This window comes from Sulfuriferula nivalis (assembly GCF_009937995.1).
GTDB lineage: Bacteria > Pseudomonadota > Gammaproteobacteria > Burkholderiales > Sulfuriferulaceae > Sulfuriferula > Sulfuriferula nivalis.
Genome location: NZ_AP021881.1, coordinates 1712462 through 1730776, shown reverse-complemented (window position 1 = coordinate 1730776; position 18315 = coordinate 1712462). Strand labels below are relative to the sequence as shown.

Genomic DNA, 18315 nt, shown 5'->3' with positions numbered 1-18315 from the left:
CATGACGATCAACCAACATACAATAAAATTCATGCTCGATGATGCGATGGTAGAGGTGGCGGATGCTGCACCTGCAACCACGTTGTTGCAATATCTGCGCGACACATTAGGGCGTTGTGGCACCAAAGAAGGCTGTGCCGAGGGTGACTGTGGTGCATGCACGGTGGTGCTGGGCGAACTGGAAGGTGATGAAATTGTTTATCACGCAGTAAATTCCTGTGTGCGTTTTTTACCAACAGTTGATGGTAAACAAGTGATTACCGTGGAAAGTCTGGCTGAGAAGGATCAGCCTTTGCATCCAGTACAACAAGCCATGGTTGACCATCATGCATCCCAATGTGGATTCTGTACGCCTGGATTTGTGATGTCGTTATTTGACGTGTATCTGAATCAGCCTGATGCAGAACGTCAGCAAGTTGTCGATGCCTTAGCCGGGAATTTATGTCGCTGCACTGGTTATCGTCCCATTATTGATGCTGGCTGTAGCCTCAATCAATATGCTGCGCCCAAGCGCTGGAGCAGGGTTGATGCCCAGAGTGCAGAACGTAAACAGCAATTAAGTGCAATTCAGCGTACTCAGGCGCTGGATACCCATAACGGTTTTTATGCGCCACAAAGTCTGGCTGAATTAGCGCAACGTTATGTGCAGACACCAGATGCCTTGCTGTTAGCCGGCGGTACTGATATTGGCTTATGGGTGACTAAGCAATTACGTGTACTGCCAGAGATGATCTATCTGGGTGAAGTTGCTGAGCTTAAACAGATACGGGTAAGTGCAACTACATTAGAAATCGGCGCTGCTGTGTCTTTGACTGATGCCTATGCTGGACTGGTACAACACTATCCTATGTTAGAGGAGCTTTCCCTGCGCTTTGCTTCTCCGCCGATACGCAATTCAGGAACGCTGTGCGGTAATCTGGCGAATGGCTCACCGATAGGCGATTCCATGCCAATACTCATAGCCCTCGGGGCGATGTTGAAACTGCGTCGCGGTGATGTTGTACGCGAGTTGGCGCTGGAAGATTTCTATCTGGGCTATCAGAAAAAAGCATTGCAGCCTGGAGAATTTATCGAGGCAGTTTCCGTACCATTGCCGGTAGCGGGACGTCTGGTTGCAGTTTATAAAATTTCCAAGCGCAGTGATCAGGATATTTCAGCTGTGTGTGGTGCATATGCTTTCGATATTGTGGACGGTCAAATCAAGACAGCACGTATAGCCTACGGTGGTATGGCGGCAACACCTAAACGTGCCACACATGCCGAAGCTGTGCTCACAGATAAGGATTGGTCATTAGCCAGTATAACCACTGCCATGGATGAACTTAGTAACGATTACACGCCGCTCAGTGACATGCGCGCCAGCGCGGATTATCGACTCACGGTTGCGAAAAACCTGCTGAAACGGTTTTATCTGGAACAGGCAACGCCGCTATGTCGTATCAAGCAGCTTGATGGGGTGGCATCATGAGTCAGGTCGTACAAATTTCTACCACGCATGATAGCGCAGCACTGCATGTGTCAGGTCGGGCACGTTATGCTGATGATATTGAATTGCCTGCAAATGCGGTGCATGTAGCATTCGGCATGAGTGAAATTGCACATGGGCATATCCGGCATATGGATTTGTCGGCAGTCGCCAGTGCGCCGGGTGTAGTACGGGTGTTTACCGATGCTGATATTCCAGGAGTAAACAACTATGGCCCGATATTGCACGATGACCCTATTTTTGCGACTGACCTCATCCAGTTTTATGGGCAACCGATTTTTGCTGTTGCCGCAACCTCGTTTGATGCAGCACGACGTGCTGTTAAATTAGCCAAAATTGAATATGAGACGCTACCGGCATTGCTGGATATTGCCAGTGCTCTAGCAGTTGATAGCCAAGTGATACCGACTGAGACCCTGCGTCAGGGTGAGCCCGAGACTGCTCTGGCTAATGCGCCGCAGCGTTTATCCGGGCAGGTTGCGATTGGTGGGCAGGACCATTTTTATCTGGAAGGGCAGATTGCGATTGCCATACCGCAGGAAAATGGCGGTGTGCTGATACATAGCTCTACCCAGCATCCAAGTGAAGTCCAGCATCTGGTTGCGCATGCTCTACATGTACAGTCACATGATGTCGTGGTGCAATGTCGGCGTATGGGCGGTGCTTTTGGTGGTAAGGAAAGTCAACCGGCGTTATTTGCCAGTGTTGCAGCCATAGTGGCGACTGCACTGGGTGTGCCAGCCAAGGTCAGGGTGGATAGAGACGCAGATATGATCATGACCGGTAAACGCCATGATTTTATCGCTGAGTATGATGTCGGCTTCGATACGCAAGGACGAATCCAGGGGTTGACGTTGATGCTGGCTTCACGTTGCGGCTATTCGGCTGATCTGTCTGGTCCAGTCAACGACCGCGCCATGTTTCATGCGGACAACTGCTATTTCTTAGAGCATGTGCAGATTATTTCTCACCGCTGCAAAACCAATACGGTATCCAACACCGCTTTCCGCGGTTTTGGCGGGCCGCAAGGAATGGTGGCGATAGAAGCGGTGCTGGATGACATCGCCCGTCATTTACAGCTTGATCCGCTGGATGTGCGTCGTGCTAATTTCTACGGTATTGAAGACCGTAATGTCACGCCTTACAAGATGCTGGTTGAAAACAATCTGGTACATAAGATAGTGGATGAGTTGGTGGATAGCAGCGATTATGCGACGCGCAGAATCGCTATCAATGAATTCAACAAGAATAGCCCGATTATTAAAAAGGGGTTGGCGCTGACTCCAGTCAAGTTCGGTATTTCGTTTACTGCCACGCAATACAATCAGGCGGGTGCGTTAGTGCATGTTTATACCGATGGTAGTGTATTGCTGAATCATGGTGGTACGGAGATGGGGCAGGGCTTGTTCACCAAAGTGGCACAAGTGGTAGCGCATGAATTTGGTATTGCGCTGGATCAGGTTCGCGTTTCGGCGACAGATACCAGTAAGGTGCCCAACACATCTCCTACCGCAGCTTCTTCAGGCAGTGATTTGAATGGCAAGGCAGCACAGGCAGCAGCACGGACGATCAAGGAGCGCCTGGTTAGTTTTGCGACCGAGGCATATCAGGTGGCAGCAGCAGATGTAGTCTTCGCCGATGGGCAAGTGTACATGCCGGGACATCAGCTGACATTTGCCGCATTGGTATTTCAGGCTTATATGGCACGTGTGTCGTTGTCTTCGACTGGATATTACAGCACCCCAAAAATTCACTATGACCGCAAAACCTTCAGCGGGCGTCCTTTCTTTTACTTTTCTTGGGGTGCCGCCGTGACGGAGGTGGCAATAGACACGCTTACTGGCGAGAACCGTATCCTGCGTGTGGATATTCTGCATGATGTAGGCACCTCACTGAATCCTGCACTGGATATAGGGCAGATAGAAGGTGGCTTCCTGCAAGGTGTAGGCTGGTTAACGTCCGAAGAGCTGTACTGGAGTGATAAAGGCGAGCTTAAAACGCATGCCCCTTCGACTTATAAAATTCCGGCCGCCAGCGACTGGCCAGAAGATACACGCATCAATCTGTTGAGTGATACACCAAACGCCGAAGACACCATATTCCATTCTAAAGCAGTCGGAGAACCACCGCTGATGCTGGCGATTTCAGCATTCCATGCGTTGCGCGATGCGGTTGCTAATAGTGCTGGTGCGCAGGCGGCAATGCACTTGAGTGCGCCTGCTACACCTGAAGCCATACTGCGTGCCTTGGGTGCAGGAGAGGTGGTATGAAACACTGGCTCGCTGAACTCGACCAACTACTGACCGACGGTCATGACGTAGTTCGTATCGTTGTTGCAGCGACCAAAGGTTCTACACCACGCAAACCGGGTGCAAGCATGCTGGTACACCAACAGGGTATGTCGGGTACGCTGGGGGGCGGCAATCTCGAATTCAAGGCCATTGCACTGGCACGAGATTTGTTAGCACAAACAGGTTCGATGGCGCGTTATCAACGTTTTTCACTGGCAACCACATTGGGACAATGTTGTGGTGGCATCGTTGATTTATGGTGGGAGCGTTACACCATTGCAGATAGATCAGCGATAACAACAGCCCATGCTCAGTTACTACAACACAAGACCATAGTTTTTGCTTCCCGAGTCAAACAACAATCAATTCAGCGTATTGTTTTTGAGTCTGCCAACGACCATAGTGAAGCTGGTTTAGCCAGTGAAGTGGGTGAATTAATGGATGCGGCCACAGCCGGTGTGAGGCTGTTACAAAGTGATGCTACTAGTGTGTTGCTAGAACGGCTGGAACATGGCAATACACCGCTGTGGATATTCGGTGCGGGCCATGTAGGGCAGGCTATTGTCAGCCATTTGCGCGACCTGCCATTTGACCTGATCTGGATCGATAATCGTGCTGATATTTTTCCTGCTGATGTGGTACTGAATAAATTGGTCAGTAATGACCCTGCCGCTGAAGTTGAGCAGGCACCAGACCATGCCTGGTTTCTGATATTGACACATGATCATGCGCTGGATTACGCCATCTGCGCGGCTTTATTAGATCAGGAAAAATCAGGCTTTATCGGATTGATCGGGTCTGCGACCAAGGCTGCGCGTTTTAGTCACCGTTTACGTGATCAGGGGTATCAGCCAGAGCGTATTACCTGTCCAATAGGGATAGCTGGAATATCTGGCAAAGAACCAGCGACCATCGCTATTTCTGTGGTCGCACAACTCATGCAATTGCGAGAAGCTCAGTCTACAAGCAATCATCTCCCTCACATGAACAGTAATAATTTCCAACGTACCATTATGGAGAGCGTATGAATACGAGCTTACCCATTGCCCATCCTCGATTGGAATTGCGCGGCATTACCAAAATTTATCCGTCCGTCATCGCCAATGAAAATGTCGATTTAATCGTACATCCTGGTGAAATTCACGCTGTGCTAGGTGAGAACGGTGCGGGTAAAAGTACGCTGATGAAGATTATTTACGGTGTAACCAAACCTGACGCGGGGGAAATACTTTGGGAAAACCGTGAAGTGCATATTGCGTCACCTGCAGAAGCACGACGCATGGGTATAGGCATGGTATTTCAACACTTTTCTTTATTTGAAACTTTGACGGTAGCTGAGAATATTTCGCTAGCGCTTGATACGACCATAGCCCCGGCCGAACTGGCGCAACGTATCAGTGATGTATCCACAGAGTATGGCTTGCCAGTTGACCCACATCGCCTGATACATAGCATGTCAGTGGGTGAACGCCAGCGCGTCGAAATTGTTCGTTGTCTGCTCAATAATCCCAAGTTGCTGATTATGGATGAGCCTACTTCAGTGCTCACACCTCAGGCCGTACTCAAACTGTTTGAAACCCTGCGTCGCCTCGCTGCTGAGGGTTGCAGCATATTGTATATCAGCCATAAGCTCGACGAGATACAGGCGCTGTGTGACAGCGCAACAATATTGCGCAGTGGCCGCGTGACGGGCACTGCCAGTCCCAAGGAAGAAACCAAAGTCACACTGGCGCAGATGATGATAGGTCGTGATTTGCCCGGATGTCAGCTGGATGCGACGACAGTAGGGGAGGCAAGATTACAGGTCGACCACTTGAGTCTTTCCACCATAGATCCCTTTGGCACGACGCTGAAAGACATCAATCTGGAAGTACGTAGTGGTGAAATGGTGGGGATTGCAGGGATATCCGGCAACGGACAGAAGGAACTGTTGGCTGCATTATCCGGAGAACAAACCCTGTCTCAATCTGAGGGTGTAAAAGTTTGTGGTACTGCGGTAGGGAAATTGAACCCTGCTCAGCGACGACTGTTGGGCTTACGTTTTGTACCTGAGGAGCGATTGGGGCGCGGGGCAGTGCCCACACTCAGTTTGGCGCTTAATGCCTTGCTTACTACCAGTGACGGTGACATGGTAAAACGAGGTTTGATTTCTTATACAAATGTACGTGAATTTGCCCGGAACGTTATTGCTCAATTCAATGTGAAATGTGGTGGAGATCAGGCGCTGGCGGGCAGTTTGTCAGGCGGTAATTTACAGAAATTCATCGTCGGTCGAGAAATTATGCAAGCACCCAAAGTGATGATAGTCGCACAGCCCACCTGGGGCGTGGATGTAGGGGCTGCACAGTTGATACGGCAAGCGCTTATAGAGTTGAGAAATCAGGGTGTTGCTGTATTAGTGATATCAGAAGAGCTGGAGGAGTTGTTTATGATCTGCGACCGTATTGCCGTGATAGCGGATGGCCGACTGTCACCCACAGTAGCAGCAAAAGACACCTCTGTTGAACAGATAGGGATGTGGATGAGTGGAGAATTTAATCATGATAATGCGGAGGTCGCTCATGCCTAGCCTGGAACGTCGTGCCCAGCCATCAACGATGATGATGTTTGCGTCACCGGTAATCGCTGCCGTGTGCATGCTGATTACTGGATATTTGCTGTTTACGCTGCTAGGCAAAGAACCATTACATGCCTTTTGGGTATTCTTTATCAAGCCACTGACCAGTGCGTATGGCATAGGTGAATGGCTGTTAAAGGCCACGCCGTTAATATTGTGTGGATTGGGCTTGGCTATCGGTTTCCGTGCCAGCGTATTCAATATTGGTGCTGAAGGTCAGCTGACCATGGGCGCTATCGCTGCTGGTGGGGTTGCGCTCCACTTTCAAGGACTGGAAACGGCACCCTGGCTGATCCCGTTAATGATGCTGGCTGGCATACTCGGCGGTATGGCATGGGCGGTGATACCAGCATTTTTGCGTACTCGCTTTAATACCAATGAGATATTGGTGAGTCTGATGCTGGTTTATGTGGCTCAGCTGTTCCTTGGGTTCCTGGTACAAGGCCCCTGGCGTGATCCAGATGGTTTGAATTTTCCGCAGACTGTCATGTTTACCAGTGCAGAAACTTTGCCTTTATTGATGGAGGGGCTACGCACTAATTTGTTGTTTGTGATCGCTATCGGATTAGTCGCGCTGTCCTGGTTTTTTTCACACAAAATGTTTGCTGGCTTTCGCATGCAGGTCAGCGGACTGGCGCCTGCAGCGGCACGTTATGCGGGATTCAGTGAAAAACGCAATGTCTGGCTGGCGCTACTTGTCAGTGGAGGTGTGGCTGGATTAGCTGGTATGGGTGAGGTAGCTGGGCCTATTGGGCAGTTGCAGCCTATCATTTCACCGGGATATGGATTTGCTGCCATTATCGTTGCCTATGTTGGGCGGCTGCATCCACTGGGAGTTTTGCTGGCCAGCTTGTTGATGTCGTTACTGTATCTCGGTGGTGAAACCGCACAAATTGATTTGGGTTTGCCTTCGGCAGTGACCGGTTTATTTCAGGGGTTATTGCTGTTCTATTTGTTAGCCGCTGACATCTTTATAACTTTCCGCTTCAAGGCAGCAAACCACCCCGTTGTTCCTGTGCAACCAGTGACAACTGCATTACCTGAGGAGCAATCATGATCACAGATCAACTGATACCCATTTTTTCCAGCACTGTCGCTGCTGCTACACCCTTGGCATATGCTGCCTATGGCGAGCTGGTAACGGAACGTGCTGGTGTGCTCAATCTCGGTGTGGAAGGCATGATGTTAGTTGGCGCCATCGCAGGTTTTGCCGTGACGTCGCATACAGGTAGTCTGGCATTAGGATTCTCGGCTGCCATTATTGCTGGTATTGCGTTGTCGCTAATATTCGCAGTGCTTACGCTCACTTTGCAAACCAATCAGGTTGCGACAGGATTGGCTTTAACGCTGTTTGGGGTCGGATTGAGTGCCTTTATTGGTAAAGCGTATGTGGGTATGTCACTGGATGGTTTACATCGTTTGAATATTCCTGTGTTAACTGATATTCCGTTTGTTGGGTCGTTGTTGTTTCATTTTGACATTCTGGTTTATGGCTCGATATTGTTGCTGTTTGCATTGCAGTGGTTTTTTAACCGCTCTCATTGGGGGTTGGTAGTGCGAGCAGTGGGTGAATCACCTGCTTCAGCGCATGCGATTGGCTATCCAGTGATACGTATTCGTTATCTGTCTATCCTTTTTGGCGGGGCCATGAGCGGACTGGCTGGCGCTTATTTGTCACTGGCGATCACGCCGATGTGGGTTGAGGGCATGACCGCTGGACGCGGCTGGATCGCGTTGGCATTAGTGGTATTTGCGACATGGAAACCTATGCGCATACTGCTTGGTGCCTATTTATTCGGTGGAGTAACTATCTTGCAATTCTACGGGCAAGGTATGGGTGTACATGTGCCGTCGGAGATACTGTCTATGTTGCCTTATATCGTGACTATTGTGGTGCTGGTGCTGATTAGCCGCAACCCTAAGACTATATTGCTGAATCAGCCTATGTCGCTGGGACAGAGTTTTTATCCTCATACCTGACAAAAAATTATGGATGCATACTGGTTGGAATGGCTGAATTTCCTTGGGCGCTGGGTACACTTGATTACAGGTATCGCGTGGATAGGAGCATCGTTTTATTTTGTCTGGCTGGACAACCATCTACGCGTGCCTATTGACCCCGCTGATAGTTACAAGGGGATAAGCGGCGAGGTGTGGTCGGTGCATGGCGGCGGGTTTTATCATGCACAGAAATATCGCGTAGCGCCTGAGCAATTGCCTGAACCGTTACATTGGTTCAAATGGGAAGCTTATTCAACCTGGCTCTCAGGCTTTTTTATGCTGAGCCTGGTTTATTATGTAGGTGCAGACACTTATTTGATTGATCCTGCTGTTGCTGTACTGACACCTGAGCAAGCGATTGCGATAGGTATAGGCACGTTGATTGCTGGCTGGCTGATTTATGATGGTTTATGCCGCTCTCCTTTAGGTCGAGATGATCGTTTGCTTGGGTTGGCGGTATTGGCGCTGTCGGTTTTTGCGGCCTGGGGATTGACCCACGTATTCAGCGGTCGCGGAGCATTTATCCACTATGGTGCCATGCTGGGTACGCTGATGGTTGGGAATGTGTTTTTTGTGATTATGCCTGGTCAGCGTGAGCTGATTAAGGCCAAACTGGCCGGACGTAAGCCTGATGCAACGCCAGGTTTGAAAGCCAAACAACGCTCAGTACATAATACCTATTTCACCTTGCCAGTGATTTTTACGATGATGAGCAACCATTATGCGATGCTGTTTAATCATGCATATAACTGGGTATTATTGGTGGCAATATCTCTGGCAGGAGCAGCAATACGGGTATATTTTGTTTCGCGTCATAAAGGACAGCCATCAAAATTGCCATTGTTGCTGGGGATAGGTTTGCTGGTGGGTGTTGCGATAGCAATTTCTCCCGCAGCGGTTACACCACCGGAAACTGTTGAAGCACCGGCAGCGCAATTTGCCAAGGTCGTACATATCGTCCAGACCCGCTGTGTTGCCTGTCATGCCGAACATCCGACACAGGCTGGTTTTGTCGCGGCGCCTAAGGGTATTATGCTGGATACGCCGACACGAGTAGCAATGCAGGAGACATTGGTATATCAGCAGGTATCGAGCCGAGCTATGCCGCTAGGAAATTTGACCGCAATGACCGAACAGGAACGACAACTCATCGTTGCCTGGCATGATGCAGGGGCGCTCACTCAATGAGTATAGTTACACCGAAGTATCGTGCTTTTCGTGGTTCCATACTGCATTTTCTGGCTGACCCTGGCGAGAGTGAAAATGAACAGGCTTATGCCTATTTTGCCGATGGATTAATGCTGGTTAAAGATGGACTGGTTGACGCTGTCGGTGATTATGTTGCACTTGCATCTGATTTACCTGCCAATACAGTTATCACCGATTATTCGGGCAAACTGATTATGCCTGGATTCATAGATACGCATATTCATTTTCCACAAACTGACATTATCGCTGCACCAGGAACACAGTTGCTGGACTGGCTGGAGCGTTATACTTTCCCTGCCGAAAGCCGTTTTGATAATGAAGCCCACGCTACTGAAGTTGCTGAGTTTTTTCTTGATGAATTATTACGCAATGGCACAACGACCGCGCTGGTATTCGGTAGTGTACATAGAGCGTCTATAGATGCTTTCTTTACCGTAGCAGAACAACGCAAGCTGCGCATGGTGGCGGGTAAGGTGTTGATGGACAGGCATAGTCCTGAATATTTGCGCGACACACCTGATACGGGTTTTGCCGACAGCGCTGCATTAATAGAGCGCTGGCATGGATTGGGGCGACTGGGTTATGCGATTACCCCGCGTTTCGCTATTACTTCCAGCGATCAGCAACTGGCGCGAGCAGGTGAATTGGCTCTGGCTTACCCTCAGGTACATATACACAGCCATCTGGCAGAAAACCATGATGAAGTGGCGTGGGTGGCGCGTTTGTTCCCTTGGAGCCGAAGTTACCTGGACGTGTATGACCATTTCGGTTTGCTGCGTGAAGGTGCGGTGTATGCGCATTGTATCCATCTGGATGAGGAAGACCGTAAGCGCATGGTGGATAGCGGGGCGACGGCTGCATTTTGCCCGACTTCCAATCTGTTTTTAGGCAGCGGACTGTTCGATCTGGCGGGTGCGCGTGACGCGAGTATGCGTGTGGGCATCGCGACAGATGTGGGTGGTGGCACCAGTTTCAGCCTGCTGCAAACCTTGGGGGCGTCATATAACGTGGCGCAGTTACGCGGTTATACCTTATCCCCGTTACTGGCGTTTTACATGATTACACTGGGTAATGCGAGATCTCTCGGACTGGATCAGCATATAGGAAATTTTGCCGTGGGTAAGGAAGCCGATTTTGTCGTGCTCGACCCTGATGCGACACCTTTACTGGCAAGGCGCATGCAGTCAGCAACGAGTCTCGCTGAGCGCCTGTTTCTATGGATGATAATGGGTGATGACAGAGCTATTTCTGCAACTTATGTATTAGGTAATCTGGCACATTCATCTACTGAGACCATACAGCATGCATGATGTCGTGTTGTGGAATGACTGGCATCCGCTGGCAGCTTCTGAACAGGTTGTCGCAGGGAGCGTGCTGGCTGCCAGTCTGATGGGGCAGGAAGTGGCGTTATGGCGCAGTGCTGATGGCAGTGTTCATGCCTGGGAAGATCGCTGCCCGCATCGTGGTACACGTTTCTCTATCGGTAAAGTCGTAGCAGATCAGCTGGTCTGTGCATATCATGGTTGGCGTTTTGATGCTGATGGGCATTGTTCCACCGTGCCTGCGCAACCTGACTGGACGCCGTCTAAATCAGCCTGTGCACGGGCTTATCAAGTGATAGAGCGTTACGGGCTGGTTTGGGTTTGTCTGGGTACACCAGCACTGCCGCTGTTGCCATTTCCTGAATACGACGATCCGCATCTGCGTAAGGTGTTATGTGGACCTTATGTAGTTGCAACCAGTGCGCCACGCATTGTTGAGAATTTTCTGGATATGGGGCATTTTTCATTCGTGCATGAGGGTATTCTGGGTGAAGCCGAGCATACTGCGGTGCGCGATTACAAAGTCGAGACCTATGTTGATGACGGTGGCGAGACTGGTGTGCTGGCAACGCAGTGTCGATTTTGGCAACCGCAAACCAATAGTCTGGCGCATGGTGGCAGTGAAGTCGAATACACTTACCGAGTCGTGCGACCACTCACCGCTATTCTGACCAAATTGCTACAAGCACAACAGAGTTTCCGCGAAGCCATTAGTTTGCATGTGCAGCCGCTGGCTGAGGAGATAAGTCAGGTGTGGATCGTGCTGGCGATGACCAATTTTGAACAAAGCGATGTTGAACTACGCGCATTTCAGGATCGAATATTTCTGCAAGACAAACCCATATTGGAAAATCAGCGGCCACTGCGTCTGCCACTTGCAGCAGATAGTGAGGTGTCGATCGCCAGTGATAAGCTGTCGGTATTTTATCGACGTTATCTGCTGCAAAAAAATCTGCACTATGGCGTAATTACTATGGAATCTCCACTATGAACCGTATTTTGATTCACGATGCTGATGTCGTTGTTACCATGAATGCCAGCCGTGAAGAACTGCCTCGTGCCAGCGTGTTGGTAGAAAATAATGTAATAGTCAAAGTTGATACTGCTACCCAGATGGATGCATGGATAGCGCAAGACCCCTCTAACCGTCAACCGCATCGCACGATCACCGCCACTGGTTGTGTCGTAACACCAGGTTTGGTGAACTGCCACCATCATCTGTATCAGACGCTTACGCGTACGATAGGGACGGGGCAGGGCAAGGTGCTATTTGACTGGCTCAAAATGTTGTACCCGGTGTGGGCAGAAATGGATGCTGAGGCGATACATGTCAGCACTCAGATTGGACTGGCTGAATTGCTATTGTCGGGAGCGACGACTGTTGCTGATCATTTATATCTCTTTCCCAACGGTACGCGACTGGATGATGAAATTGCAGCAGCGCAGGAGATGGGTGTGCGTTTTCATCCCACGCGCGGCAGTATGAGTCTGGGTGAGAGTAAAGGTGGTTTGCCTCCAGACAGGGTGGTGGAGGACGAAGCTGCCATCCTTAAAGACAGTCAGCGCGTGATTGAGACCTTTCATGATGCTGGCGCATATTCCATGCTGCGTATCGGTCTGGCACCCTGTTCACCATTCAGTGTGACCGGAGATTTAATGCGTGAAAGCGCGCGTCTGGCACGAACCTATCAACGAGTTGGTTTACATACACATCTCGCCGAAACGCTGGACGAAGATCGTTTTTGTCTGGAAAAATTTGGTAAACGTCCACTGGATTACGCTGAATCGGTGGAATGGATGGGTGAGGATGTCTGGTTTGCGCATATGGTGCATCCCAGCGAGTCAGATATCGACCGCCTAGCCCATCATTGCAGTGGTGTGTGCCACTGCGCAACCAGCAACATGATACTGGCTTCCGGTATTGCTCCAGTACGACGCATGGTTGATCGCGGCGTGCGTGTCGGGCTGGGTGTCGATGGTTCAGCCAGCAACGATGGTAATCACATGCTGGGTGAAGCACGCCAGGCCATGCTGTTGCAGCGTGTTGGCTGGCCAGGGTTTGAGTCTCGTGCTGACCGGTTTTCTGCTCGTGAGGCGCTGGAATTGGCAACACTAGGTGGTGCAAGGGTATTACAGCGCGATGATATCGGTAGTCTGGAAGTCGGCAAAGCGGCTGATCTGGTGGCTTTTCGAGTGGATGACTTAGGTCATGCCGGTGCTATGGGGGATCCTGTTGCGGCATTGATGACGTGCGCACCTGCTCAAGCCTGGCTGTCGATCATTAATGGCAGGGTGGTGGTGGACAATGGCAGCTTGGTGGGCATTGATATTGGCGGGCTAGTTAAGCGTCATAACAGAGCAAGTATGGGCATGCTGGAACGGGCGGGTTTGATTTAATCAATAACAAATCGAGCTTAGAGTCGTATATTTTTTAATTAAATTGTCATGAACTCAATGAAAGTAACGCTTACATGCATGTAGACCTTTATTAAGAATGCTAATTGGTTTAGCATAGCAGCTGTGCCTGATAGCTCACCGCGTGTCTGTTTGGCATTTTATATTTAACGTACAACTATGGAGTCACACTATATGAACAAATCTGAATTGATAGACGCAATTGCTAAAGATGCTGACATGACCAAAGCAAATGCTGGTAAAGCATTAGATGCACTGATGGCTGCAATCACCAGCACACTGAAAAAGGGTGAAGATGTGAGCTTGGTAGGCTTTGGTACTTTCAAAGTGAGCAAACGCGCAGCGCGTACTGGCAGAAACCCTAAAACAGGTGCAGCGTTGCAAATCGCAGCATGTAACTCACCTGGTTTCAGCGCAGGTAAAGGTTTGAAAGAAGCAGTGAACTAAATTTGTTCCACTTCAAAAAAGCCCATCTTCATGATGGGCTTTTTTATGTAACTCATTGCTTACACCCTAATGTACATTTTTCGAAGGCACTGCATGATTAATCAGAATTGGATAGGTTTGCTTGCCGGTACGCTAACAACAATGGCATTTGTGCCTCAGGTTTACCGTATTTGGCAGCGTAAACATGCGGATGATATTTCTGCCAGTATGTTTATCATATTCATCACTGGTGTAGCGCTTTGGCTTTATTACGGACTGATGTTGCAGGCATGGCCAATTATTATCGCTAACGCCATTACATTAGTCTTGGCATCAGTGATTTTATTCTTAAAATATTATTATCAGAAAACTGGACAGCATGATGGTGAATAAGACTGGTGGGGTGAGCGTGAGCCAAATCGCCAGGGGGTGTTACTTTCAGTCTGTTTGCCAGATCCTTTGAGGTTTGGTTAATGGCGCCCCGCTGCTATGCTGTTCATGGATGGGCCGTAGCCTCACCACTAGGCTGTTGACCGCAGTTCCATCACCTAAATCGGCTCTCAGCGCTGGATTAAGAAGGTTAATGTTGGCTCCGCCTGCATCCAGACCCGGCCACCTCGACTTGTAACACACGGCAACACCGACTGGCGGCACCTCGGAGACCTCCACTGTGAGACGGAGCGTTGATTCCCCATGACAGACATCGACTTGGTCACCAGAGGAAAGGTTTAGCCGGTCTGCGTCTGTCGTGTTTACAAGTATCGTCGCTGCACCGAGCCTGCGTAAGATTCGAGGGTCATTGCCATAACTGCTGTTCATCAACAGAGCGTGAGATGGGCTTAATAGCCGTAATTCATCCGTGTCCAGATGTTTAAACGCTGTTGGCTTCGGGATTGAGCCTAATCCTTCTTGCAGAAAAACAGCTGAATCGATCTCGATCTTGCCACTTGGGGTAGCAAATTGGCGCTCTGGAAATTGGATTCGTGGGCTGTCACTGGCGTAAACAGTTCCTTGGCTGGACAAGTGCTCGAAGCTCAGTCCTGGTCTGACATAGTCAAGCAGGGAGCTGATGATATTTTCGTCCTGCTCATAAAGAGACGATTCCGACAAATCCATGGCGTGGGCGAGGCGTCTAAATATTTCCTGATTGGGAAGAGCGGAGCCGACGGGATCGCGAGCCTTGATTTGAGCAGACACGGAATTGTGGAAATATGAAAATACTAAATCATCAAACTCCATAAAATTTGCAGCAGGTAAGATGAGATCAGCATATTTCGCGGTGTCGGTCATAAAAAGGTCTATGACGACAGTGTGAAGATCTTCTCTGGTCAACGCGTGTCGGAGCCTGCCCTGGTCAGGAGCCGATGCCAAAACATTGGTATTCCAGTTGAAAAATATTCGGGATCGTGATGAATCTTCGAGTGCAGCCGCCAAGTCCATATGGATGACAGACTTTGGTGCAGTCACCGATAGGTCGGGCCTGGTTAGGCACTCCACCGGTACCCCGATGCTTTCATAGCCGTTCATATAAAGGAAGCCGCCGCCGAGCACGCCAATTTGCGCGGTGGCAGCAGGCAGCATTGCGACTGACCGTACTATGTCACCGCCCCTGAATTGTCGTTGCAAACCGATGCCCATCCAGAGCAATGAGGGCCCCTTTGCATAGAGGCGGGCGGCCGTGGTGATCAGATCGGCCGCCACACCGGTGACTGCACTAACTTGGGACAACGATACAGTCTTCAGATGTTCCTCAACGGGCATCCACCCCTGGACATGCTTGTCCAGAAACTCCTGCGCGATGAGCCCCTCCTGCTTCATGACGCTCAACATCCCATAAACGAGGTCGATATCCGTTCCGGGAAAGGGGCGTAGATGAAGATCCGCTTTTTTCGCGGTATCCGTTAGTAGAGGATCGACGACTATGGTGGTTCCGCGGAATTCCGATACCCAAGAACGATCGGTAATTGGACCGCTATGCGACGGGTTGACTCCCCAGAGGAGGATGGTTTCGGCTTCGGAGATAGTTCGTGGATCGAAACCAGTGAACGAGGTTCCATACATGGCCGTCAAAGCGACATGTCCTGCTTTATCGCATATCGAACTTGGATCGACTTCGGTTGCACCGATATGGTGGAAAAAACGGTTCGGGAAATTGCAGGCGATCGCTGAATAGGTTCCCTGATAGTGGGCATGTAAAATCGTTGAGGCCGCTCCCGAATCCATCGTCTGTAGCAGGCGAGATGCCAGTTCTTCCAGCGCTTCTGTCCAGCTGATGGGTGTGTAATAACCGCTGCCTTTGGGACCGCTGCGCTTGAGTGGTGTCGTTGAACGAAGCCGCTATCGCGGAGAAATATTCCCGAACCATCAAATTACGCAGCATAATTTCGTCTCCCCCAGCAATGGAATTTTGATTACTGTACCACGAGGAGACGACATTGACAGCCCCCACACCCATCCCCGCGCACTTCGAGCACAATCACCAGCGACTGCTGAATTGCCTCAAGCTCAGAGGCATGCAGCCTAAAACCATCGCCTTGTATTCACACGGCGTACGGCGCGCAGCGGTGTATTTTAATGACCAGATAGACGCGCTCACCAAGCCACAATTAACCGACTATTTTGTTCGCATCCTGGATACCCATTCATGGAGTACGCTCAAACATGATCTGTATGGACTGAAGTTCTATTATGCCCATGTACTCAGCCAACCCTGGCCAGGTGCGGATCTGGTTAAACCACCCAAGTCATATAGCCTGCCCGACATCATTACCGTCGCCCAGGCACAACAAATCTTCATGGCCACCCGCGTATTGAGCTACCGCGTATTCTTCTTCACCCTCTACAGCCTGGGCTTACGATTAGGCGAAGGCTTACGCTTGCAGGTAGGGGATATCGATGCGGATCGGATGCGGGTGCAAGTACGCAACGCCAAAGGCAACCGTGATCGATTGGTGCCGTTATCAGAGAACACCTTGCAGGTATTGCGCCGTTTCTGGCTCACCCATCGCAACCCAAGCTTGCTCTTTCCTAATCGACACGGCGGTCTTGCCAAATCGCACTTGGCACGCACCCCGCTGGATCGTGGTGGTATCCAGACCACCTTGGGTCAAGTGACCCGTGACTGTGGCTTAAAAAAAGAATTACACCACACAGCCTGCGCCACAGCTATGCCACCCACCTGATAGAAGCTGGCATCGATTTACTCGAAATTCAGCAGATACTCGGACACCAGTCCATCCTCACCACCATCCGCTACACCCACCTCACCGAACAACGCCATCAGAGCGCACACACTCGCCTTAATCAATTAATGGAGAAATTCCACATTCATTGGGGCAAAGTCAAATGATCAGACTGGCGCACATCGTAGCAACCTACGCAGCTAAACTGCTTGCACAACACGGTCATCACCTATTGCCCAGCCAGCAAGCTGCCTTAACCGCCTTTCAAACCTGCCGTAGCCAGATGAGCCCGAGGATGCAACTTGCCTGTGATGATTGTCAAACACCCAGCTACCTGCCACATTCCTGCGGTCATCGGCATTGCCCGCATTGCCAGGCGCACGAATCACAGCGCTGGATAGACCAGCAATTACACAAATCCATCCCCGCCAACTACTTCATGCTCACCTTCACCGTGCCCGCCCAGTTGCGCACACTGGCCTGGCAACATCAGCGCGTCATGTATGACTTGATCACACGCTGCGCGTGGGAAACAGTCAACACCTTCAGCCAAAACGACAACAAGCTGCGCGGCAGCGCAGGGGCGGTGACTGTACTGCATACCCATAACCGCCGACTGGACTATCACCCCCATGTGCATCTCGTCATGCCCGCTGTCGCCTTTAACCCCAAACAGCGACGCATGCGTCATAAACACGGCAACTACCTGTTTAACCACAAAGCCCTGGCCAAAGTATTTCGTGCCAAATTACTGGCAGGCATCAGACAAGCAGGACTCACCCTGCCAAACGATTACCCGACCGATTGGGTGGTGGATTGCAAAGCCGTCGGCACTGGACAGCACGCTCTGATCTACCTTGGGCGCTATCTGTATCGGGGGGTGATACAGGAGAAAGACATCCTCTCCGACCGGCATGGTCAGGTCACCTTCCGTTACCGGAACAGCCAAACCAAACAAATGGAAACCCGTACCTTGAGTGGTGTAGCCTTCCTGCGACTGATACTGCAACACATTCTGCCCAAAGGCTACCGCCGCGCCCGCAACTTTGGCTACCTGCATCCCAATAGCAAACTACTCACCCAGCTACAGCTGACCCACCTATGGCGACGGAACAATCCGCCGCCAGCGCAACCCAGACCAGCGATACGTTGCCAATGTTGCGGTGGGGTGATGAAGATAGTGCGCACACGTATCAAAGCGATACCGCTAGCCACATCAGCCCCATCTATAAAACGGGAACACAGAGCAGATGACACAGGGTGGGAGACCATGCGCTAAACCAGCCCACACCGCCCACCTGCCAGACTAGGCAGGTATGGCCGTGCTCGCCCTGAAGAAGGCTGAAATTGGGTTAACATGCCCGAA

Annotated in this window: 14 protein-coding genes and 2 pseudogenes; 14 read left to right on the top strand and 2 right to left on the bottom strand. The window is 50.5% G+C overall.

All coding sequences use genetic code 11. From position 1 onward, the window contains the following. Position 1 precedes the first annotated feature (1 nt). From xdhA to SFSGTM_RS08475, 12 genes are all read left to right on the top strand, one after another. Positions 2-1468: a xanthine dehydrogenase small subunit gene (gene xdhA / locus SFSGTM_RS08530; RefSeq protein ID WP_162084781.1), complete on the top strand. Its 1467-nt coding sequence runs from the start codon at positions 2-4 to the stop codon at positions 1466-1468. Beyond that, on the top strand, positions 1465-3756 hold the full coding sequence (gene xdhB, locus SFSGTM_RS08525) for a xanthine dehydrogenase molybdopterin binding subunit (RefSeq protein ID WP_162084780.1): 2292 nt from the start codon (positions 1465-1467) through the stop codon (positions 3754-3756). The genes xdhA and xdhB overlap by 4 nt, the downstream gene beginning before the upstream one ends. Then, on the top strand, positions 3753-4805 hold the full coding sequence (gene xdhC, locus SFSGTM_RS08520) for a xanthine dehydrogenase accessory protein XdhC (RefSeq protein ID WP_162084779.1): 1053 nt from the start codon (positions 3753-3755) through the stop codon (positions 4803-4805). Before xdhB ends, xdhC begins: the two co-directional genes overlap by 4 nt. Continuing rightward, the gene (locus SFSGTM_RS08515) at positions 4802-6346 is read left to right on the top strand and encodes an ABC transporter ATP-binding protein (RefSeq protein WP_162084778.1); all 1545 of its coding nucleotides are present in this window, start codon (positions 4802-4804) and stop codon (positions 6344-6346) included. The genes xdhC and SFSGTM_RS08515 overlap by 4 nt, the downstream gene beginning before the upstream one ends. Continuing rightward, complete coding sequence (locus SFSGTM_RS08510) at positions 6339-7451, top strand: ABC transporter permease (RefSeq protein ID WP_162084777.1); 1113 nt, start codon at positions 6339-6341, stop codon at positions 7449-7451. The genes SFSGTM_RS08515 and SFSGTM_RS08510 overlap by 8 nt, the downstream gene beginning before the upstream one ends. Then, positions 7448-8374, top strand: a complete 927-nt coding sequence (locus SFSGTM_RS08505; RefSeq protein WP_174237407.1) for an ABC transporter permease — start codon at positions 7448-7450, stop codon at positions 8372-8374. Before SFSGTM_RS08510 ends, SFSGTM_RS08505 begins: the two co-directional genes overlap by 4 nt. A gap of 9 nt (positions 8375-8383) precedes the next feature. Then, a complete protein-coding gene (locus tag SFSGTM_RS08500; protein WP_162084776.1) occupies positions 8384-9583 on the top strand; it encodes a urate hydroxylase PuuD in 1200 nt (399 codons plus the stop codon). Further along, complete coding sequence (gene guaD / locus SFSGTM_RS08495; RefSeq protein WP_174237406.1) at positions 9580-10914, top strand: guanine deaminase; 1335 nt, start codon at positions 9580-9582, stop codon at positions 10912-10914. The genes SFSGTM_RS08500 and guaD overlap by 4 nt, the downstream gene beginning before the upstream one ends. Next, complete coding sequence (locus tag SFSGTM_RS08490) at positions 10907-11917, top strand: Rieske 2Fe-2S domain-containing protein (RefSeq protein ID WP_174237405.1); 1011 nt, start codon at positions 10907-10909, stop codon at positions 11915-11917. Before guaD ends, SFSGTM_RS08490 begins: the two co-directional genes overlap by 8 nt. After that, on the top strand, positions 11914-13323 hold the full coding sequence (locus SFSGTM_RS08485) for an 8-oxoguanine deaminase (RefSeq protein ID WP_162084775.1): 1410 nt from the start codon (positions 11914-11916) through the stop codon (positions 13321-13323). The genes SFSGTM_RS08490 and SFSGTM_RS08485 overlap by 4 nt, the downstream gene beginning before the upstream one ends. 192 nt (positions 13324-13515) lie before the next feature. Next, positions 13516-13788, top strand: a complete 273-nt coding sequence (locus SFSGTM_RS08480; RefSeq protein ID WP_162084774.1) for an HU family DNA-binding protein — start codon at positions 13516-13518, stop codon at positions 13786-13788. 93 nt (positions 13789-13881) lie between these two features. Then, on the top strand, positions 13882-14160 hold the full coding sequence (locus tag SFSGTM_RS08475; protein ID WP_162084773.1) for a SemiSWEET transporter: 279 nt from the start codon (positions 13882-13884) through the stop codon (positions 14158-14160). 45 nt (positions 14161-14205) lie between these two features. Here SFSGTM_RS08475 and SFSGTM_RS17205 read toward each other — a convergent pair whose 3' ends face one another. Next, the gene (locus SFSGTM_RS17205; RefSeq protein ID WP_269780101.1) at positions 14206-14883 is read right to left on the bottom strand and encodes a molybdopterin dinucleotide binding domain-containing protein; all 678 of its coding nucleotides are present in this window, start codon (positions 14881-14883) and stop codon (positions 14206-14208) included. Positions 14884-14898: 15 nt separating this feature from the next. Continuing rightward, positions 14899-16086: pseudogene (locus tag SFSGTM_RS17200) on the bottom strand (molybdopterin-dependent oxidoreductase); the annotation flags it as partial. Between the two features lie 116 nt (positions 16087-16202). Here SFSGTM_RS17200 and SFSGTM_RS08465 point away from each other — a divergent pair. Beyond that, a pseudogene (locus tag SFSGTM_RS08465) lies at positions 16203-17116 on the top strand (tyrosine-type recombinase/integrase). Beyond that, positions 17113-18228, top strand: a complete 1116-nt coding sequence (locus tag SFSGTM_RS08455) for an IS91 family transposase (RefSeq protein ID WP_162083488.1) — start codon at positions 17113-17115, stop codon at positions 18226-18228. Before SFSGTM_RS08465 ends, SFSGTM_RS08455 begins: the two are co-directional and overlap by 4 nt. The last annotated feature ends 87 nt before the right edge of the window (positions 18229-18315 follow it).